Origin of the sequence: Brevibacterium sp. 1718 (assembly GCF_051131255.1) — a bacterium.
Classification (GTDB): Bacteria; Actinomycetota; Actinomycetes; order Actinomycetales; family Brevibacteriaceae; genus Brevibacterium; species Brevibacterium sediminis.
Window position 1 is genome coordinate 96884 of the sequence record NZ_CP186550.1, and the last position, 20345, is coordinate 117228.

General features: G+C 66.2%; 18 protein-coding genes. 10 read left to right on the forward strand and 8 right to left on the reverse strand.

From position 1 onward, the window contains the following. Positions 1-26: 26 nt before the first annotated feature. Genes ACOZ9V_RS00440 through ACOZ9V_RS00460 form a run of 5 tightly spaced genes read left to right on the forward strand, consistent with a single transcriptional unit; the run spans position 27 to position 5213 of the window. On the forward strand, positions 27-1445 hold the full coding sequence (locus ACOZ9V_RS00440; protein WP_181271171.1) for a glutamine synthetase family protein: 1419 nt from the start codon (positions 27-29) through the stop codon (positions 1443-1445). Beyond that, positions 1426-2196 carry a gamma-glutamyl-gamma-aminobutyrate hydrolase family protein gene (locus tag ACOZ9V_RS00445; RefSeq protein WP_181271170.1) on the forward strand — a complete coding sequence of 257 codons (771 nt, stop codon included), beginning with the start codon at positions 1426-1428 and terminating at the stop codon, positions 2194-2196. The genes ACOZ9V_RS00440 and ACOZ9V_RS00445 overlap by 20 nt, the downstream gene beginning before the upstream one ends. Further along, a complete protein-coding gene (locus ACOZ9V_RS00450; RefSeq protein WP_181271169.1) occupies positions 2193-3560 on the forward strand; it encodes an aldehyde dehydrogenase family protein in 1368 nt (455 codons plus the stop codon). Before ACOZ9V_RS00445 ends, ACOZ9V_RS00450 begins: the two co-directional genes overlap by 4 nt. Before the next feature lie 43 nt (positions 3561-3603). After that, on the forward strand, positions 3604-4380 hold the full coding sequence (locus ACOZ9V_RS00455; RefSeq protein ID WP_139467685.1) for a 3-oxoacyl-ACP reductase: 777 nt from the start codon (positions 3604-3606) through the stop codon (positions 4378-4380). A 29-nt stretch (positions 4381-4409) separates the two neighbouring features. After that, on the forward strand, positions 4410-5213 hold the full coding sequence (locus ACOZ9V_RS00460) for a type 1 glutamine amidotransferase (protein WP_181271168.1): 804 nt from the start codon (positions 4410-4412) through the stop codon (positions 5211-5213). Positions 5214-5309: 96 nt separating this feature from the next. Here the strand turns inward: ACOZ9V_RS00460 and ACOZ9V_RS00465 are convergent, their stop codons facing one another. The 8 genes from ACOZ9V_RS00465 to ACOZ9V_RS00500 form a co-directional block, all read right to left on the reverse strand. Continuing rightward, entirely contained in the window at positions 5310-6152 is an 843-nt protein-coding gene (locus ACOZ9V_RS00465; RefSeq protein WP_139909609.1) for a hypothetical protein, read from the reverse strand. Further along, positions 6149-6766, reverse strand: a complete 618-nt coding sequence (locus ACOZ9V_RS00470) for a DUF6114 domain-containing protein (RefSeq protein WP_181271167.1) — start codon at positions 6764-6766, stop codon at positions 6149-6151. The genes ACOZ9V_RS00465 and ACOZ9V_RS00470 overlap by 4 nt, the downstream gene beginning before the upstream one ends. After that, positions 6766-7380: a DUF6230 family protein gene (locus ACOZ9V_RS00475; RefSeq protein WP_181271166.1), complete on the reverse strand. Its 615-nt coding sequence runs from the start codon at positions 7378-7380 to the stop codon at positions 6766-6768. Before ACOZ9V_RS00475 ends, ACOZ9V_RS00470 begins: the two co-directional genes overlap by 1 nt. Before the next feature lie 339 nt (positions 7381-7719). Further along, a complete protein-coding gene (locus ACOZ9V_RS00480) occupies positions 7720-9264 on the reverse strand; it encodes an AbgT family transporter (protein WP_434592672.1) in 1545 nt (514 codons plus the stop codon). 127 nt (positions 9265-9391) lie between these two features. Next, on the reverse strand, positions 9392-10204 hold the full coding sequence (locus ACOZ9V_RS00485; protein WP_434592675.1) for a creatininase family protein: 813 nt from the start codon (positions 10202-10204) through the stop codon (positions 9392-9394). Further along, positions 10201-10914, reverse strand: coding sequence for a FadR/GntR family transcriptional regulator (locus ACOZ9V_RS00490; RefSeq protein ID WP_434592678.1), 714 nt, complete (start codon positions 10912-10914; stop codon positions 10201-10203). The genes ACOZ9V_RS00485 and ACOZ9V_RS00490 overlap by 4 nt, the downstream gene beginning before the upstream one ends. 83 nt (positions 10915-10997) lie before the next feature. After that, complete coding sequence (locus ACOZ9V_RS00495; protein ID WP_434592681.1) at positions 10998-12032, reverse strand: alpha/beta hydrolase family esterase; 1035 nt, start codon at positions 12030-12032, stop codon at positions 10998-11000. Between the two features lie 143 nt (positions 12033-12175). Continuing rightward, a complete protein-coding gene (locus tag ACOZ9V_RS00500) occupies positions 12176-12835 on the reverse strand; it encodes a GntR family transcriptional regulator (protein ID WP_434592684.1) in 660 nt (219 codons plus the stop codon). A gap of 170 nt (positions 12836-13005) precedes the next feature. Between ACOZ9V_RS00500 and ACOZ9V_RS00505 the strand changes: the two genes are divergently transcribed. The 5 genes from ACOZ9V_RS00505 (at position 13006) to ACOZ9V_RS00525 (ending at position 20315) form a co-directional block, all read left to right on the forward strand. After that, positions 13006-14022, forward strand: coding sequence for a 1-aminocyclopropane-1-carboxylate deaminase (locus ACOZ9V_RS00505; protein ID WP_434592687.1), 1017 nt, complete (start codon positions 13006-13008; stop codon positions 14020-14022). 2 nt (positions 14023-14024) lie between these two features. Then, positions 14025-16463: a transketolase-like TK C-terminal-containing protein gene (locus tag ACOZ9V_RS00510; protein ID WP_434592690.1), complete on the forward strand. Its 2439-nt coding sequence runs from the start codon at positions 14025-14027 to the stop codon at positions 16461-16463. A gap of 343 nt (positions 16464-16806) precedes the next feature. Further along, a complete protein-coding gene (locus ACOZ9V_RS00515) occupies positions 16807-18201 on the forward strand; it encodes an NAD-dependent succinate-semialdehyde dehydrogenase (protein WP_434592693.1) in 1395 nt (464 codons plus the stop codon). Positions 18202-18579: 378 nt separating this feature from the next. Continuing rightward, positions 18580-19296, forward strand: coding sequence for a FadR/GntR family transcriptional regulator (locus ACOZ9V_RS00520; protein WP_139909620.1), 717 nt, complete (start codon positions 18580-18582; stop codon positions 19294-19296). Beyond that, entirely contained in the window at positions 19293-20315 is a 1023-nt protein-coding gene (locus ACOZ9V_RS00525; protein WP_434592696.1) for an asparaginase, read from the forward strand. The genes ACOZ9V_RS00520 and ACOZ9V_RS00525 overlap by 4 nt, the downstream gene beginning before the upstream one ends. The last annotated feature ends 30 nt before the right edge of the window (positions 20316-20345 follow it).

The following is a 20345-nucleotide window of genomic DNA, read 5'->3' on the forward strand; positions in this document are numbered from 1 at the left end:
CACCCCGCACAGCAAAGGAACGCCGCATGACCGAGATTCCGGTACCCACCTCGCCCACCTCGGAGCAGAGGACCTCCAGAGGGTCGATCCAGGCCGAACCGCTCACCGTCGACGAACTCCGCCGACTCGCCGCCGAGGGCACGATCGACACCGTGGTCGTTGCCATCACCGATCACATGGGTCGCCTGCAGGGCAAGAGACTCGGCGTCCAGTTCTTCCTCGAAGACGTCATGGACCACGGCTCCGAATGCTGCAACTACCTGCTCGCCGTCGACGTCGACATGGATACCGTCGACGGCTACGAGGTCTCCTCCTGGGAGACCGGATACGGCGACATGGTGATGAAGCCCGACCTTGCGACCCTGCGCCTCCTGCCCTGGCAGCCGGGCAGTGCGATGGTCAACTGCGACCTCCTGACGACCACCGGCGCCGAGGTGGCGCCCTCCCCACGTCAGATCCTCAAGCGCCAGCTCGCCCGCCTTGCCGACCATGGGCTGAGCGCCCATGTCGGCACCGAACTCGAGTTCATCACCTTCGACTCGAGCTACGAAGAAGCCTTCGCCTCGAAGTACACCGAAGTTACGCCCTCGAACCAGTACAACGTCGACTACTCCCTCCTCGGCACCGCCCGAGTCGAACCTCTGCTGCGCGACATCCGCAATTCGATGGCCGGGGCCGGGCTCTTCGTCGAAGGGGCCAAGGGCGAATGCAACTTCGGCCAACACGAGATCACGTTCCGCTACCAGCCCGCCCTCAAGGCGTGCGACGACCACGCGGTGTACAAGAACGGGGCGAAGGAGATCGCCGCCCAGCACGGGAAATCGATCACTTTCATGGCCAAATACGACCAGAAGGAGGGTTCCTCGTGCCATATCCACCTGAGCTTCCGCTCGGCTGAGGGCGATATGGTCATGTCCGGTGACCGCGAGCATGGGTTCTCGACCCTCATGGAGCAGTTCATCGCCGGTCAGCTCGCCTGCATCGAGGACTTCACGTACTTCTTCGCCCCGAACATAAACTCGTACAAACGCTTCGTCGAAGGTTCGTTCGCACCGACCGCGGTCGCCTGGGGCTTCGACAACCGCACCTGCGCCTTCCGCGTCGTCGGCTCGGGACCCTCCCTGCGCGTGGAATGCCGAGTCGGCGGGGCCGATCTCAACCCGTACCTCGCCACTGCGGCTCTCATCGCGGCGGGACTCCACGGGATCGAGAAAGGCCTCGAACTGCCCGCGATCACGGAAGGCAACGCCTACACCGCCGGTGCCTCCCGACTGCCCACCACCCTCCAGGGTGCCCGCGACCGGTTGGACGGATCGCAGATCGCCGAGGACGCGTTCGGCGACTACGTCGTCCGCCACTACGTCCACGCGGCCGACATCGAACTGGAGGCCTACAACGCGACTGTCACCGACTGGGAGAGGCTCCGTGGGTTCGAACGACTCTGACCCCGTCATCGGCATCAGCTGCTACATGCAGCAGGCCCAGTGGGGAGTCTGGGACACCGAGGCGGCTCTCATCCCGGGCGACTATGTGCGCATGGTCGCCGCTTCCGGGGCGATCCCCGTGCTGCTGCCGCCCCACGGACAGGCCCCTGCGGCCCTCGACCGTGTCGACGGCCTGCTGTTGGCCGGAGGAGCCGACGTCGGATCGTCCGAATACGGTCAGGATCCGCACGAAACGACCGTGTCCCACCCGTTCCGCGACTCGAGCGAGATGATGCTCCTGGCGGCCGCGCGGCGACGCCGCCTGCCTGTGCTCGGCATCTGCCGCGGGATGCAGGTCATCAACGTCGCCGCCGGAGGCACCTTGATCCAGCATCTGCCGGAGTCGCTCGGACATTCCGACTATCAGCCGGCCCCCGGCGTCTACGGCGAGGTCACGGTGACCACGGAAGCAGGGTCACGGGCCAGGGAGATCCTCGGCGAGGCGACCACTGCACCCTGCTATCACCATCAGGGGATCGACCGCCTCGGCGCCGGTCTGCGTGCGACCGGCCGCAGTCCCGAGGGACTCGTCGAGACCATCGAACCGGACCCGGCCGTGGATCAGACAGGAGACCCGGCTGACGGAGGATGGCTCTTCGCCGTCCAATGGCATCCCGAACACGACCCCGATGACGACCGAGTCGTCCGTGCCCTCGTTCAAGCGGCACGACGACACGCGACAGACAGAGGAACAAGGAGAGCACCGAAGTGAGCACCTACACGGTCATCAACCCGGCGACGGAAGAGACGATCGCCGACGTCGAACTCGCCGACCTCGAACAGACGGACCGGGCGATAGAGAAGGCGGCGCGGGCCTTCGAATCCTGGCGCGCCGTCGCCCCCGCCGATCGCGCCCGGCTCCTGCGGCGCTTCGCCGACAAGGTCGACGCGGCCAACGAAGAGCTCGCCCGGCTCGAGGTGGCCAACGCCGGACATACGATCGGGAACGCCCGATGGGAAGCCGGCAACGTCCGCGACGTCCTCGAATACTACGCAGCGGTGCCGGAGAGGCTCTTCGGTCGGCAGATCCCCGTCGACGGGGGAGTGAACATCACCTTCGCCGAACCGCTCGGCGTTGTCGGTGTCATCGTCCCCTGGAACTTCCCGATGCCGATCGCCGGATGGGGCTTCGCCCCTGCCCTGGCAGCCGGGAACACCGTGGTCCTCAAACCCGCCGAGATCACGCCGCTGACCGCGATCCGCATCGGCGAGCTCGCCCTCGAAGCGGGCTTGCCCGAGGGTGTTCTGCAGATCATCCCCGGCAAGGGATCCGTCGTCGGGGAGCGCTTCGTCACCCACCCGGCCGTACGCAAGGTCGTCTTCACCGGATCCACCGAGGTGGGCAAGCGGATCATGGCCGGCTGTGCAGCGCAGGTGAAGAACCTCACTCTCGAACTCGGCGGGAAGAACGCGAACATCGTCTTCGACGACGCCGATGTCGTGGCCGCCGCGGCCGCCGCCCCCGGAAGCGTCTTCGACAACTCCGGCCAGGACTGCTGCTCCCGGTCCCGGCTGCTCGTCCAGCGCGGGATCTACGACGACTTCATGGCCGCACTCGAATCCTCCGTCGGGTCCTTCGCCTGTGCGGATCCGAGCCGCGAGGACACGGACATGGGTCCGCTGGTCACTGCAGCTCACCGGGAGAAGGTCGCCGGCTATGTGGCTGCCGCCGAGGTGGCCTTCACCGGCTCTGCCCCCGAAGGCCCGGGCTTCTGGTTTCCGCCGACAGTGCTCACCCCGCCCGACACAGCGACGGCCGACTTCCGCGAGGAGATCTTCGGCCCCGTTCTCTCCGTCGTCCCCTTCGATACCGAAGCGGATGCCCTGCGCATCGCCAACGACACCGAATACGGACTCTCCGGCTCAATCTGGACGAACGATCTGGACCGGGCAATGCGGGTCTCCCGCGGAGTCGAGGCCGGCAACCTGTCGGTGAACTCGCACTCCTCGGTCCGCTACTCGACCCCGTTCGGCGGATTCAAGCAGTCCGGACTCGGCCGCGAACTCGGCCCCGACGCCGTGTCCGCATTCACCGAGGTCAAGAACGTCTTCTTCGCGACCCGGCCAGCGCTCTGACCCATCCACCTGCCACCTCATCACCACGATCATCAGGAGAATCATGACCACTGCGGCAAATCGACTCAAGGACAAGATCTGCGTCATCACCGGCGGTGCCTCGGGCATCGGACTCGCCAGTGCCCGCCGTCTGACCGAAGAAGGCGCGAAGGTCGTCATCGGCGACCTCGACGAAGTGCGTGGACCCGAGGTCGCCGACGAGCTCGGCGGACTCTTCGTGCGAGTCAACGTAGCCGATGAGGAGGAGGTGAAGAACCTGTTCGCCCGCTCTGTCGAGCACTTCGGACGCGTCGACGTCGCCTTCAACAACGCAGGCATCAACCCGACCGACGACAATTCGATCCTCACCACCGACATCGAGGCTTGGGCGAGGGTGCAGACGGTCAACCTCACCTCCGTCTATCTCTGCAGCAAGTACGCCCTCGAGCACATGGTCAAGCAGGGATCGGGGTCGGTCATCAATACGGCGTCGTTCGTCGCGCTCATGGGAGCGGCGACTTCGCAGATCTCCTACTCGGCGTCGAAAGGCGGAGTCCTGTCGATGAGCCGTGAGCTCGGCGTCCAGTTCGCGAAGGATGGCATCCGCGTCAACGCACTGTGCCCGGGACCGGTGAACACCCCGTTGCTGCGTGAGCTCTTCGCCTCGGACCCCGTGCAGGCGCAGCGGCGACTCGTCCACTGCCCCGGTGGGCGCTTCGCCGAACCTGAGGAGATCGCTGCCGCCGTGGCCTTCCTCGCCAGCGACGACTCCTCCTTCGTCAACGCCTCGACCTTCACTGTCGACGGCGGCATCTCCTCGGCTTACGTCACCGCCGAATAGAGGCGCACGGAGGGTGAGAAGATGGGGCCATGACTTCCGTGAGAATCCTTGCCATCGAACACGAACGTGGCACTGGACCGCAGAGGTTCGGCGAATGGCTGATCGAAGCCGGCGCCGAGGTGGTCGTGGCCCGTCCGTACCTCGGCGAGGTCATCCCGGAGCTCGGTGCGTTCCACGCGCTCATCGTCCTCGGCGGATCCGCGGGGCCCACCGAGGACGATGAGAATCCCTGGTTCCCCGAGGTCAGGGATCTGCTTCGCCGGTCGATCGCGGGGGAGTTCCCTAGCCTCAACATCTGCCTCGGCGGGGAGATGCTTGCCGTCGCAGGTGATGCTCCGATCTGGCGGCGGGCGCACCCGCAGATCGGGATCTACGAACTGGGTGTCACCTCGGCGGGGGCATCCGACCCGGTGTTCGGGGCGCTGGCCGGTGGTGGTTCAACCGGTGCTGGGGAGACTGAAGGGGAGTCGCTGCCCTCCGTGCTCTTCCATCAGGAGGAGATGGCGCTGCCGCCCGGAGCCGAACTCCTGATCACCGGTTCCGACGCCCCGGTCCAGGCTTTCCGCCTCGGCGAATTCGCGTGGGGCACCCAGTTCCACCCGGAGACCGATGCCGCGCAGATCGCGCGCTGGCTGGACGGCAATGACCTGGCCCTGCCGGCCGGCAAGACCGAGGACTCGATCATCGCTGAGGTCGAGGCTCACGACGCAGCACTCGTCGACAACGGCAGGCGATTGGCCAGTGCCTTCGTGGAATTCCTGGCCAGCCGGGGTCGGGTAGGCCGGGAAAGCAAGCCGGAATGCAGACAGCAAAGCCCGAAGGCCGCGGACTGAGTCCGCGGCCTTCGGGCCTGGCCTTTCTGGTCTGAGCCTGGCCCGTCGGGTGGTTCCTCCTCACGGTGAAGGAGGAACCACCTCGGCGATGGTGGGTCAGTCTTCGGCCTTCTTGAGCTTCTGATCGGTGTTGGTGTAGTAGATCCCATCGGCGGTCGAGCCGACGAGCCCCATCGTCACTCGCAGCAATCCGGGTTCGACGTCATCCATGGGCGGCGGCGTCTCCGGTCCCAGGGTGAGCGACTTTCCGTCCTTCGTCGTGGCGGTGATCGAGCCGATGTACACGGTGACATCGCCCTTCAGCGTCATCGTATCGGCCGTCGTCACCAGTCCATACTCCTCGTCCGGCGGCTTCACCGTCAGCGAGAAGCCTTCGATCGAAATCTCTTCGGCCTGCAGCTTCAGAGTCACGATGGACCCGCCGTCAGCGGTGGGCACCGAGACGAACGAAATGCCCTTCAGGCCCTTGAACGAGAGTCCTTCCGAACCCATTGCGGCCGGAGTCTTCGTGAAGACCGGTGCGTTCTCATCCATCTGTGCATCGGACGGGAACTCACCATTGCCCTCTTTCTCCGAGTCATCATCCTCGTCCTCGGTCGGGTCGTCGCTGGGCTCATCGAGTCCCAGACCACCCGGATCCGTAGGTTCGTCGGACGGCTCCTCCGTCGGTTCCTCGCTCGGTTCATCCGTGGGGCCCGGTGCGGGCAGCGAGGGATCCGACGTCGGTGGATCACTGGGCTTCACCGGCATTCCGGGCGACAGGCTCCCCGCAGGTGCGGAGTCCTTGGCCTTTGCGGAATCCTCGTCATCGCAGGTGCCCACGAGTGAGCACAGCGGTGACGAGTGGGCGGCTGCGACCGAACCCGCCCCGAGAGTCGTCGGGAGGATCAGGACAGCTGCCGCGAGGATTGAGGCCGTGCGGCGGCTGGGTGCCCTCATGCAGTCTCCCCCTCAGCGGCTTCGGACTCCTTCGGCCCACGCGGTCCCATCCATGCGACGATGAGGATCGCGCCGATGGTGGACAGCAGCATGCCGATGATGAACCCGCCGAGGTTCACTCCGATGAGTGAATAGACTGCGAGGACGAGAGCGATGATCCCGTAGAACACATGATGCGTGGGACGGAAGATCGACAGCAGAGCGAGGACGACGATGGCGATCGGAACCACCGTCGCCTGCAGACCCTCGATGCCGAACTGGATCTGCATATTGCCGAGGTCCAGCTGACCGGAGAAGAAGAGCTCGATTCCGCCGAGGACGGCAAGCACGCCTCCGATGAAGGGCCGCTGCCGACGCCAGTGCTTGAACCCCTGGCGCTTCTTCTCGGCGCCTTCGGTCATCTCGGCTCCCTCGCTGTTGTCAGCATCCCCCGTCTCCGGCGCCGGGACGGCGAATTCTGCCGTCTCGACGCCGGATTCGGTGTGGTCGCTCTGTTCGTTGGCGCGTCGACTCCGCCGGGACAGCGCAAGCAGGCTCGTCTTCTGCACGGTGTCCTCCTGTTCGGCGGCCCCCCGTTCATCGGTCGGCTGCCCGTTGGCTGCTGAGTCCCTCATCAGTCGCACTGCTCAGATCCGTCGGTGAGCTTCAGCGACATGTCCTTGAGGGTGAAGACCGAGGCCGTGGTCGACCAGGAATCCTGCTTGAGGTCCTCGATCGAGATGGTGTCGGAATCCTGGGCGAAGTCGCCCTTGCTTCCCTTGGCCTTCGTATTGACGTCGGAGGCATCGACGCCGATGCGGATGTTCTTGAATTCCGCGTCGCCCTTGAGGCCGGTCATGCCGATCTGCAGATCCTTCGCCGAGGCGGGGGTGCCCTTTCCGCCGGCCTTGATGAGGATGCCCACCTTGCCCAGAGGAGTCTCCTGGACGGCAGACTGGCAGAGGTTCTCCAGGGTCGCATCCTTGATGTTCGCGGTGACGACGGCGTGTTCGCCGCCCTCGGCGTCCTTGGCGACTCCGCTGTACTGGGAGAATCCGGTTCCCTCGAGCTGCGACGAGGCAATCTTGAACTGAGTGCCGGAGATGGCGAACGAGACCGGCACCGCGCCCTGGGCCACCCCGCCCATGAGCATGGCTGAGACGACACCCGTGGGAATTGCGACCATGGCGATGCGACCGGCATGGGATGAGACGAGCCTGCGGATGAGGCTGGGATTGCGGAACTTCATTGATCCTCCTTGACCACCGAAGGCTTGGTGGGCATCAGCGTGTGACGTAAGTTACTACGGGGTGTTACCCGACAGTATCGCGGGTGAAGTTTGAGCGTCAACATCTTTTGTCGACGAGGCTCGCAAGGGCGCGGGTGCGAACGGTCGTGCGGCCAGGTTCCAAGCAGTCTTGTCGGATCATCGCGTTCATCATCGGCCCAGGTCAGACGATGCGTCAATGGCAGCCGTGGGAGAGATCTGAACCACGAGCGACGCCCCGTCGGCCCCGCCCGAGACGACGGAATCCGAAGGGAAGTCGTTCGTGAACAAAACTTTCAAAACTCAGCTGGATCGACGCACTCAGCGCACCGGCGCATCGGGACCGAGCGGAATGCCCAGACCCCACCACAGGAAGAACAGCAGGCTCCAGCTGATCGTCATGCACACGGCCAAGGGCAGGGTGTGCGAGGCGAGCGTGCCGATGCCGGCGCTCTTCTGATACTTCTGCATGAAGCCGAGTGCGAGGATGAAGTACGGGCTCATCGGGGTGATGGCCGTCGACCCCGAGTCGGCGATGCGGAAGATCGCCTGTGAGGTCTCCGGCGGCACCTCGAGCAGCATGAGCAGCGGCACGATGACCGGGGCCATGATCGCCCACATCGCCGAACCGGATGTGATGAGCACGTTGACGACGGAGAGCACGAGCAGGACGAGGATGAACACCACCCACGTCGGCAGGCCGAGGCCGGTGAAGAGTTCGGACACGGAGACCGAGACGAGCATGCCGATGTTCGTCCACTCGAAGTACTCGAGGAACTGGGCGATGGCGAAGAAGAGGACGAGGACCCCGGAGATCGAGGCGAGCCCCTGACCCATGAGCTTCGGCACGTCCGACCAGGTCTCGATGGTGCCCTCGCGGAAGCCGTAGACGATGCCGCCGATGCCGAAGAGCATGGCGATGAGGAAGGCGATTCCGGTGAGGAACGGCGACTCGCCGAAGGGCCCGTCGCCGCGCAGGGGCGCGCCGTCTGGGACGACGAGGACGACGATGGCGATGACCGCAGCGATGACGGCGAACATGGCCAGGCGCAGGGCCTTGCGCTCCTTGTCGGTGATGACGAGGTCTTCGTGTTCGGCATCCTCGTCGGCTTCGAGGTTGTCGCGCTTCATGAGCACCAGCTCGGTGACGATCGTGATGACGATGGCCAGCAGGACGGAGCTGGCGATGTTGAAGTACCAGTTGCCGATCGGGGTGACGATGTAGTCGGGGTCGATGATGTTCGCTGCGGCCGTCGTGATGCCCGCGAAGATCGCATCGTTGGGCGTCGGGATCGGGCTGGCATCGTAGCCGGAGGCGATCGAGGTGTACGCGACGATGACGCCGAGGACGGGGGAGCGGCCCACGGCCTTGAACACCATTCCGCCGAGCGGCACGAGGATGACATAGGCCGCCGCCGAGGCGACGTGGGAGACCGTGCCCATGAACGCGACCGTAAAGACGATGAGTCCGGCCGGGACGCGGGCGATCGAGACCTTCATCGCCGTCGACAGCAGGCCGGTGCGCTCGGCCAGGGCCACGCCCATGATGACGACCATGATCGTGATGAGTGGTGGGAAGGTCTCGTAGGCGTCGAGCGCGGTGTTCACGGCCATGGCGATGCCGTCGCCGCTGAGGAGGTTGTTCACCGGGGTCCAGTCCCCGGTGCCGGGATCTTCGACTCCCGCGCCGGCGAGGGAGAGGACGAGGCTGAATACGGCGAGGATGGCTGCGAGGATCCAGAACAGCCAGAAGGGGTTCGGCAGCTTGTTGCCGACGACTTCGATGACGTTGAGGGCGCGGATGACCAGCGGCAGCTTCTCCTGCTCGTCGGTCTGCACGGTATCGGTGGTCTGGGTCGGTTTCATTGTGAGCTCCTGAGAGTCCAGGCGGGATTTTCGGGCAGGGTCCACCAGGGCACGGTGATTACGGCGCTGGAATCGGGTGTTCTGTGGTGGGGTGCGGGCCGAGCGGCCGGTCAGTGAGAAGCGGGTGTCACAGTCTCTGCAGCTCCTGACAGTAGGCGACGAGTCGGTCGACGACCTCGCCGAGGATGTCCTCCCCGGCCGCGGCCGTGGCGGTCCGCGGATCGCCGAGGACGCCGTTGTCGGCGTAGCGGTCGAATGTCACCGCTGTTGACGGTGTTTTCGTTCGTGAGAGTCGGGCACGTGGGTCGAGATCGTCGAGCCGGGTGGCGCCGGAGTTGAGGTGGCCCGAGTCGACGAGGGATTCGTCGATGGCGAGCATCTGCGAGGTTTCGGACTCTCCGCAGTGGCCGCTGACCTCGGTGCGCGGCAGTTGGGCGGTCGCCTCGGTGGCCAATGCTGAGACCGGAGCATAGGCGAAGACGAAGTCCGGATGGGTGGCGAGCAGGGACTGCTGGACCACGCCGAGCGCGGCGAGGTTGCCGCCGTGGCCGGTGATGACGAGGAGTCTGTCGAATCCGGCATCGGCGAGCTGACGCACGATCGAGGAGACGAGGTCGATGAACAGCTGCGGACCGATGTTGATCGTGCCGGGCAGGAAGCGGTGATGCGGGGAGACCCCGTAGTCGATGCTCGGCAGGACGAAGGCGCTGCCCGCCCGAACCTGATCGCCGTCGATGAGCGCGTCGATGACTGCGCGTGCGACGTGAGCGGCTCGGATGTTGTCGGTGCCCAGAGGAAGTCCGTCACCGTGCTGTTCGCAGGCGCCGACGGGCAGGACGAGCAGGCTGTTTCGATCCTTCGCGAGTTCGACCTCCAAAGAGGTGAGTTCGGCGTAGTCGCGGATATGCGGGCGGATCTCGGAGATCGTCGGGCGGCTCATCGCTGGGATCCTCCGATGATGTCGGCATCACCGGTCTGGTCTGTATCGTCAGCCCAGTCGGCGAGGACGGCGGCCTTGATCGCCTCGAGGTGCTTGCGGGTGCGGTGGGAGGCTTCGAAGCCGTCGCCGCGGCGGATCGCATCGAGGATATCCGCGTGTTCGTCGTGGTCGCGCAGGCGGTCATAGCTCGTGCGCGCAGCCTGCTGGGTCCGCGAATGGATGGCCAGCAGGGACACGAGCATCTCGTGCAGAGCGCGGTTGCCCGAGGCGCGAGCGAGTTCGACGTGGAAATGACCGGCCGGGACCGCGGTCTCGACCTGGAGGGCATTGTCGAGCGCGGACTCCATGGAGGCCACGGCATCCGCAGCCTGGACCGTCGCTGCGAGCTCGGCGATTCCGGGCTCGATCGCGATGCGGGCGTCGAGGAGCTCGATGGCCGCCGCGAGATCGACGGGCACATAGTGCGGGTTGTCGAGGATGCGGCGGTTGATCGCTTCGCGGACGTAGGTGCCCGATCCGTGCTTGAGCTCGACCGAACCCGTGGCCTCGAGCCGGCGCAGGGCCTCCCGGACGGTGGGAACGGTGACCTCGAAGCGTGCCGCAAGGACCTTCGCCGAGGGCAGGGTCTGCCCGGGCTGGAGGTTCTCGGTGCGGATGGTGTCGACGATTTCGCGAGTGAGGCGTTCGACGAGTCCGACGGTGGACGTCATGGTGCTCTCCTTCAAGTGTTTAAGTCATCTAATCACTTTGCGTGATGTGTGTCAACGGTCACTTCTGGGGCGGGCCTGGTTGGTCACTTCTGGGTGGGCCCCTGCGTTGTTCCCGGGTGGCTGCGGAAGAAGTCCCAGACCGTGCTCGTGGCCGAGAAGTTCTTCGTGACGTATCCGCCTCCGCTGTAGACGACCTCACCGGGCCAGACGTGGCCGCCGTCGGCGACGGTGTAGAGCTCGACGGAGGCGTCGCACCGCGTCCACTGGGTGCGCACAACGTCTTCGCCTTTGCGGCCGACCTGGCGTTCCTTCGTTCTCGCGCAGCCGGAGGCCTCCGCCCATGGCTGGATCCACTCGCGGACTCCCGGGTAGTCCTCGCCCTGACGGTGGCCGCCCTCGTAGTGCATTGTCGCGTCCCCGGTGCCGTGGATCGCGAGCATCGGTGTGGGCGTCGAGAAATCGCAGCCCTCCGTCGACTGCGGATAGTAGGCGCCGGCGACGGGAGCGAATGCGGAGAAGCGATCGCGCAGGTGACAGGCGAGGACGGAGACCATGCCGCCGCCGTTCGACTTGCCGGTGGCATAGACCCGATTGAGGTCGATGCAGTGCTCGGATTCGATCGAATCGAGCAGCTCGGCGACGAACGTGACGTCATCGGCACCGCTGGCGTAAGGAGCACCCTGCCAGGAACGTTTGCCGTCATTGAGGTCGCCGTCGGGGAAGACGGTGATCGTGGGCAGGGTCGGCAGCCCCGTGTAGTTCTGGAATTCGGCGCCGTCGGAACCGTTGCCGTGGAACCCGAGGACGAGCGGCAGGGGAGTCTCAAGCTCGTAGTCGCGCGGGATGTTGATCCGGTAGCTGCGCTCGCCGTCTTCCGTCGAGATCGTCTTCTCGTCGTTGCCGGGCTTCTGCTCGGTGCCGCAGCCGGCCGACGGGGCGGCCGGCATTGTCGATGCTTTCTTGCCGATGGTTTGAGCGGCGGCAGAATCCGCAGGCGCGGTCTGTGCGGTCTGTGCGGTGGCGGCCATTCCTGGGGCTGCAGCTGTACCCGTCAGCAGAGCAGCGCTCGCGGCGGTCGCGAGCAGGGTGGTCGTGATGCGTTTCGTCATTGATGACATCGTCAGTCCTTTGATCGTCGGTGATCGTGGTGAGGACTCTAGCACAAGTCATCAGATGACTAAATGAATTGGCTATGACGGTGGCGTCGTCGAGGAGGCAGTGGTGTTGCCGATTCGGAATCCGCGGTCGGAAGGTGTTCGACTCAGGCCGTCTGCGGCGAATCCCCTTCGATGGTTGACCAGTTCGCCTTCGTCAGTGCGACGGCATGCGCATGCTCACCGGCGCGGATGGCGGCGATGATCTCGGTGTGCTGCTCCGGTGAGGCCGATCCCTTCACCGATTCGAAGTGCAGGAACTCCGCTCGGCGCAGAGTGGCGGTGACGACCTCGAGGTGATCGGGAATGAGGGGGTTGCCGGATCGGGTGAGGGCCACTTCGTGGAAATCGTCATCGGCGGCGATCGCCGCCTCGGCGTCGCCGACTGCGAGGGCCGCGCTCAATCGGCCGTTCGCCTGCTCCATCTCACCCAGCGCCGCCGCGTCGAGGGCGGGGAAGGCGAGGTCGATCGCCAGGCCGTGGAGTTCGGCGGCGATCTGCCGGGCCGCGAGGATGAGTTCCGGATCCTCTGGGGCCACGCGCGTCATCCGGCCCGGCTCCGCCACGACGAGTCCGGCCTGTGCCAAACGTTGAAGCGCCTCGCGCACAGGAGTTCTGGACACCTGCAGCCAGGCGCCGAGCTCCTGATCGCGCAGCTGTTCGCCGGGGGCGAGCTGGCCGCGGACGATGGCGTCGCGGATCGACCGATAGACGTCATCGCGCAGCAGGCTGCGCTGCGGGGCGGGGGAATCCGTGGGGATCGGCACGCTCGGTCACCTTGTCTCTGAGTGGGCAGGTCTCGTCCCGCGGGATGGGACTCGAACTCTGACTCATTGTAACCACCAGCAGAATGCAATATATTGCATATTGCGATCCAGGACACATCGCACGAGAGAGCGGTCGCCCGTAGCGAACGCACCAGAGAACAGAGGACATCATGGCCATCACCGACTTCGAACGCTACCCACTCACCTTCGGGCCGAGCCCCGTGCACGAGCTCCCGCGACTGAGCGACCACCTCGGCGGGGCCCGTGTCTGGGCCAAACGGGAAGACGTCAACTCAGGACTCGCCTTCGGCGGCAACAAGACCCGCAAGCTCGAGTACATCGTTCCCGACGTTCTCGCCTCGGGTGCGGACACTCTCGTGTCCATCGGCGGCTACCAGTCCAACCACACCCGCCAGGTCGCCGCCGTTGCCGCTCACCTTGGACTGAAGGCGCGCCTGGTGCAGGAACGCTGGGTCGACTGGGAGGACCCGGTCAACGACAAGGTCGGCAACATCGAACTGTCGCGCATCATGGGAGCCGACGTCCGCCTCGACTCGGCCGGATTCGACATCGGCATCCGCTCGAGCTGGGAGAACGCCCTGGCCGAGGTCGAAGAATCAGGCGGCAAGCCCTACCCGATCCCGGCCGGCGCCTCCGAGCACAAGTTCGGCGGACTCGGCTTCGCGAACTGGGCCTATGAGGTCGCCGAACAGGAGAAGGAGCTCGGCGTCTTCTTCGACACCATCGTCGTGTGCACCGTGACCGGCTCGACGCACGCCGGAATGATCGCCGGATTCGCCGCCCTCGAAGCCGCCGGCGGACCAAAGCGCAAGGTCATCGGCATCGATGCCTCGGCCACGATCGAGAAGACCCGCGACCAGGTGAAGAGGATCGCGAACACCACTGCCGAACTCATCGGCCTCGGGCGTGAGATCACCGCCGACGACGTCGATATCCGCACCGGCTGGGAAGGCCCGGCCTACGGCATCCCCGACGAGACGACCGTGAACGCGATCCGCACCACCGCCCAGCTCGAAGGCGTCATCCTCGACCCCGTCTACGAGGGCAAGTCGATGGCCGGACTCCTCGACCTCGTCGGAGACGGCACCATCGGGGCGGATTCGACGGTCCTCTACGCCCACCTCGGCGGACAGCTCGCACTCAACGCCTACTCCTCGATCTTCTGACGATGAGCACCGCACAGGAGCCGACAGCACAGGAGTCGACCGCACAGGACACGGACCGCCACCAATTCGAGACCTCCCTGCAGGTCAGCCCGCCGGGGACGAACGACCGTCCGCTGCGCGCCTCGACCTCGGGAGATGATGAGATCCTCGACGAGATCGCCCAGCGCGTACTGTGGCTGGCGACCTCGATCATCGACCGTGCCAACCGCGGCCGGGTCAACCCGGACGGGGTCAAGGTCGGCGGCCATCAGTCCTCGTCGGCCTCGATGACCGGGATCATGACGGCGCTGTGGTTCACCCGACTGCGCGCCATCGACCGCGTCTCGGTCAAACCGCATGCCTCGCCCGTCCTCCACGCGATCAACTATCTGCTCGGCGACCTCGGCGAGGAATTCCTCGACACCCTGCGCAGCCGCGGGGGACTCCAGCCCTACCCGTCGCGGACGAAGGACCCGGACACGGTGGACTTCTCCACCGGATCCGTGGGCATCGGCGCGACCGCTCCCATCTGGGCAGCCCTGTCCCACCGCTACGTCTCCGACCGGTTCCCCGAGACCCCGGAAGTCGGCCGGTTCTACTCCCTGCTCGGCGACGCGGAGATGGACGAAGGGGCGGTGTGGGAGGCGATCATCGATCCGGAGGTGCGCAGCCTCGGCGAGATCGTGTGGATCGTCGACCTCAACCGGCAGTCGCTCGACCGGGTCATCCCCGACGTCCAGATCCGCCGTTTGCAGGGCATGTTCGATGCCGCCGGGTGGCAGGTGCTCACCTGCCCGTGGGGGCGCCGACTCGAAGCCGTGTTCGCGGCCCCCGGCGGCGAGGCGCTCAAGAAGCGGCTCGTGCAGATGCCCAATCCCGAATACCAGCGGCTGCTGCGCGCCCACCCGTCCGAGATCCACGACCGGCTGCTCACGGGACTCACCGACACCGAGGCGACCGCCCTGTCCGCGGTCATCGACGGCTTCGACGCGGACGGTCTCGCCTCCCTCATCCGTGACCTGGGTGGACATGACCTCGGCCAGCTCGTGTCGACGTTCGACGCGATCGACGACGACCGGCCGACGGTGGTCTTCGCCTACACGATCAAAGGCAAGGGGCTGGCCACGGAGGGCCATCCCGGCAACCATGCCGCGCAGCTGACCGAAGCGCAGATGCGCGAGCTCGCGGCCGCCTCGGGGATGGACTTGGACGATCCGTGGGTCGCCTTCGCTCCGGACACCCCGGCCGGCCGGTTCTGTGCCGAAACCGCGCGGCGGCTGCGACGGGAGCCGGTCACCGACCATGCCGTGGCCGCAGTGCCTGCCGAGCTGGGATTCACTCCGCGACCGCAGATCTCCACGCAGGCGGCGCTGGGCCGGTTCCTCTCCGACCTCAAGCACGTCGCCCCCGAGGTGGCCCAGCGGGTTGTGACCCTGTCGCCGGACGTCGCGACGTCGACGAACCTCGGCGGATGGATCAACAAGACCGGAATCTGGTCACCGGCGGGCCGGCATGACTGGTTCTCCGACGATCGGGAACGGGTGCTGCGGTGGCAGGAGGGCACGAGCGGACAGCACATCGAACTCGGCATCGCCGAGGTCAATCTCGTCTCCCTGGCCGGGGAGCTCGGATCGACCGGGCAGCGCTGGGGACAGCCGCTGCTGCCGATCGCCACGATCTACGATCCCTTCATCAACCGTGCTCTCGAGCCCTGGACCTTCAGCCTCTACGCGGGTGGGCGTTCGATCATGGTCGGCACGCCCTCAGGGGTATCGCTTGCGCCCGAAGGCGGGGCCCACCAGTCGTTCAACACACCGTCGGTGACCTTGGAGATCCCGGGCCTGACGAGCTGGGAGCCGGCCTTCGCCCAGGACCTCGAGTGGACCCTGCTCGAAGCGCTGCGCGAACTCGCCGACCCGGACGGCGACTCCGCCTACTTCCGACTGACGACGAGACCGGTAGCGCAGGAGCTCGCAGATGTGCCCGAAGATCCGCTGCTGCGGGAACGCCGCCGTGATCAGGTCATCGCCGGCGGCTACCGGCTGACAACGAGACCGGCCGCCGAGGACGAGGTCACCCTCGTCGGCGCCGGGGCCATCATGACCGAGGTGATCGCGGCGGCGGCCCGACTGGAATCCCTGGGTGTGCGGGCGGGAATCGTCTGCCTCAGCTCACCGTCGAAGGTGTTCCGGTCGGTGCAGGATCGGTCTCGGGTCCGCTCGAGTGTCCGCTCGGCCATCGCCGACGAACTCTTCCCCGCAGAACATCCGGCACCGCTGGTCACCGTCCTCGACGGGCACCCGCACACTCTCGCGTTCCTCTCCGGAGTGCGCGGGGACCGCACACGGAACCTCGGGGTCACCGAATTCGGTCAGGCATCCTCGGTGGGGGAGGCCTATGCGATCCACGGGATCGACACGGACTCCATCGTGCGCGCCGGACTCGACCTCGTGGGGCGGTGAGTTCCCGCGACGCGAGGTGAACCGTTTCGGTCCTCTGGTTCGATGAACAGGGACCGGAGCGGGCCCCTCGCCGAGGAGGGTGGTCCCCGATCGAGGCCGGAGTTCTCTCCTCGCGAGCGCGGTTCGGATTTCGTCGTGACCGATTCGGAATCCGCACCGCCTCGGCGAGGGGGCCACGGACGATCGGGGACTGAGGATTCCCCCAGGTTTCGGCACTTGTTGCGCGGGTCACGTATTGATAGCGTGGGTGGCAGGCATACGCATTCCGTCGATTCGGGCGGCAAACAGGTATGCAATTGCTTCAGCGGCGCCAACAGGCGCGCACAAGTCAAAGGAGTCTGGAATGAGCAACGTAGGCAGTGCTGCAGGCGGCTACCGTGTCGAGAACCCGGCCACCGGTGAAGTCGTCGAGAAGTTCGACAATGCCACCGACGAAGAGGTCCAGCAGGTCCTCGAATCCGCACACAAGGGCTACCTGAGCTGGCGCGAGAAGACGATCGAGGAACGCGCCGCGATCGTCAACAAGGTCGCCGCTCTCTTCGGCGAGCGCAAGGAAGAGCTCGCGAAGATCATCGCCGAGGAGATGGGCAAGCCCACCGCCGAAGGTGAGGAAGAGGCCGAGTTCTGCGAGGCGATCTTCAACTACTACGCCGACAACGGACCGAAGTTCGCCGCCGACGAGCCGATCGAATCGATGTCCGGCGGCAAGGCCTTCATCCAGCGCCGCCCCGTCGGCACGCTGCTGGGCATCATGCCCTGGAACTTCCCCTACTACCAGGTCGCCCGCTTCGCCGCACCGAACCTCGTGCTCGGCAATACGATCATCCTCAAGCATGCGGAGATCTGCCCCCGCTCCTCGGCGAAGATCGCCGAGATCATGAAGGAAGCCGGCATCCCCGAAGGCGTGTACTCCAACATCTACGCCACGCACGAGCAGATCGAGACGATCATCGCCGACGACCGCGTCGAAGGCGTGTCCCTGACCGGTTCCGAGCGCGCCGGATCGGCCGTGGCCGCCACGGCCGGCAAGTACCTCAAGAAGGCCGTGCTGGAGCTCGGCGGCTCCGACCCGTACATCATCCTCGATACCGACGACATGAACGAGGCCGTCGACACCGCATGGGGCACCCGCCTGTACAACACCGGCCAGGTCTGCAACGCGAACAAGCGGATGATCGTCATGGACGACATCTACGACGACTTCGTGTCCGGTCTGACCGAGCGCGCCCAGTCCTGGGAGAAGGGCACCCCCGCCGAGGCGGGCGACGGCAAGTACTCGCCCCTGTCCTCGCGTTCGGCTGCCGAGAACCTGCGCAAGCAGCTCGACCGTGCCGTCGAGCAGGGTGCGACCCTCGTCGGCGGCGAGCTCGCCACCGACGGATCCGCGTACGTCTCGCCGGCCGTGCTCACCGGAGTCACCTCGGAGATGGACGCCTACCGCGAAGAGCTCTTCGGCCCCGTGGCCACCGTGTACAAGGTCAGCAGCGATGGCGAAGCACTGGCCCTGGCCAATGATTCGCGCTTCGGCCTCGGCGGCGCGGTGTTCGCCAAGGACGAGGAGCGTGCCGCGAAGCTCGCTCAGCGCCTCGATGTCGGCATGTCGAACGTCAACACCCCTGCCGGAGAGGGTGCGGAGATCCCGTTCGGCGGCACGAAGCGCTCGGGCTTCGGCCGCGAACTCGGCCCCTACGGCATGGATGAGTTCGTCAACAAGCGCATGTACTACGTGGCTGACTGACTGGGGTTTGGCCTCAGCCTTCGTCGAGAAACGGGCTGGGTGTCGAGAAACGCGTGTGCGCATGCGTTTCTCGACACCCAGCCCGTTTTTCATGGTCTTGCATGTGGGCCAGCCCTTTCTGCATGGGCCGGGGTGTTCCCTGCGGGTGGATCCACCTCGAACTCTGCGCGGATGTCGCGGTGAATCCACCCGCAGGAGACATCCGCTCGCGGGCAGCAGGGGCGAGCGACCGTGAATCTCAGAGTCTGAAACGCCTCTCTGATGGGTTGACGCACGTTGGGTGAGCGGGATTACACTCAAACCTGTCATACAGCTTGACAGGTTTGTCTGGTGGGCTGTGTGCCGGATCAATGATCGGATCGAACCGGAGGAGTGGTCATGGGGACGAACAGCCCGGCCGAACCCACGGCCAGACGCACGGCCGTAGAACGACTGTCCGCGGGTGAGGGTGTCGTGCGCAGTCTGCGTGCCGAGATCGCCGACGGCACCTTTCCCGTCGGCAACCGCCTTCCCTCCGAAGCGAAGCTCGCCGACCGATACGCCGTCAGCCGTCCCGTCATCCGCGAAGCCCTGCGCTCGCTGGCAACCCTCGGGCTGACCGAGACGAAGACGGGCAGCGGCACCTTCGTCATCGCCTCCGCTCCGGAGACCGGACTGCACCTCGGCGACTACTCCTCCCGGGATCTCCACGAGGCCCGACCGCATATCGAAGTTCCCGCCGCCGAACTCGCGGCCACTCGGCGCACCGAGGCCGACCTCGTCCGTCTCCACGCCCTGCTGCAGTCGATGAGCGCCGAGCCGAGTCCCCGCGGCTGGGTCGAGCTCGACGGAGAGCTGCACATCGCCATCGCCCGAGCCAGCGGAAACCGAGTCTTCGAAAGCGTCATCGCTGAACTCCGCGGTGCCCTGACCGCCCAGTCCGAGCTCCTCAACCTCGCCGCCAGCCGTCAACCGGACTCCGACGTCGAGCATGCGGAGATCGTCCGCGCGATCGAAGCCGGCGACAGCGCCCGTGCCCGCGACGCTATGGCCGTACATCTCGCTCAGGTCGCTGTCGCCGTCACCGACCTCGCCCGAAACCCAGGAAGACCATGACCCACACAGCCACCCCCACCGCGACCCACCGCGCCCATGTCCCACTCGTCGAGGTCACCCGCGGTGATCTCGTCGAAGGCGTGCACTACGGTTCCTTCGCGGTCGTCGACTCCGAGGGCCGGCCGCTCACCTCCGCCGGTGATATAGATGCGCCCTTCTATCCTCGGTCGACCCTCAAGCCCCTGCAGCTGCTTGCGATGCTGCGTCTCGGCCTCGATCTGCCGACCGAACTCCTCGCTCTCGCCGCGGCCAGCCACTCGGGAGCCCCCGAACACATCGACGGTGCCCGCCGGATCCTTCATCAGTACGAGCTCGACGAGACCGCCCTCGGCAACGTCATCGACCTTCCCTATGGGGCGCCCGAGCGCGAAGCCCACCTCGCCGCCGGCGGACAGCGCAGCCGCTTGGCCCAGAACTGCTCGGGCAAACACGCGGCCATGGTCGCGACCTGCCGGATCAACGGCTGGGACCTCGTGGGCTACCTCGATCCCACCCACCCTCTGCAGCGGCACATCGGCGCCACCATCGCCGAACTCACCGGCGAGACGCCGGCGACCGTGTCGACCGACGGATGTGGAACACCGTTGCCGGCGATCTCGCTGACCGGAATGGCCCGCGCTTTCGCTCGCCTGTCCACCGTCTCGACCGGCACGAGCGCGGCGCGCGTCGCCGCCGCCATGCGCGACCACCCGGACATGGTCGCCGGTGCCGGGCGCGACGTCACCGCGCTCATGCGCACCGTCCCCGGACTCATCGCCAAGGACGGCGCCGAAGCGGTTCAGCTGCTCGGGATCGACGGCATGGGCATCGCCGTCAAGATCGCCGACGGCTCGGATCGGGCCAGGCTGCCGATCGCCACCCGGATCCTCTCCGCTCTGCCCGCACCGACCGAAAAGGCTGGCGACATCGTCAGTCCGCCCATCCTCGGCGGAGGACGGGAAGTCGGCGGACTGCGCGTGACCCGCGAGGTCGAGGACCGCCTCGGCGAGTGGGAACGCACCCGGTCGGTCGCCTCCTGAGCCTCCGCAGCCGAACCACCCACCAGCACC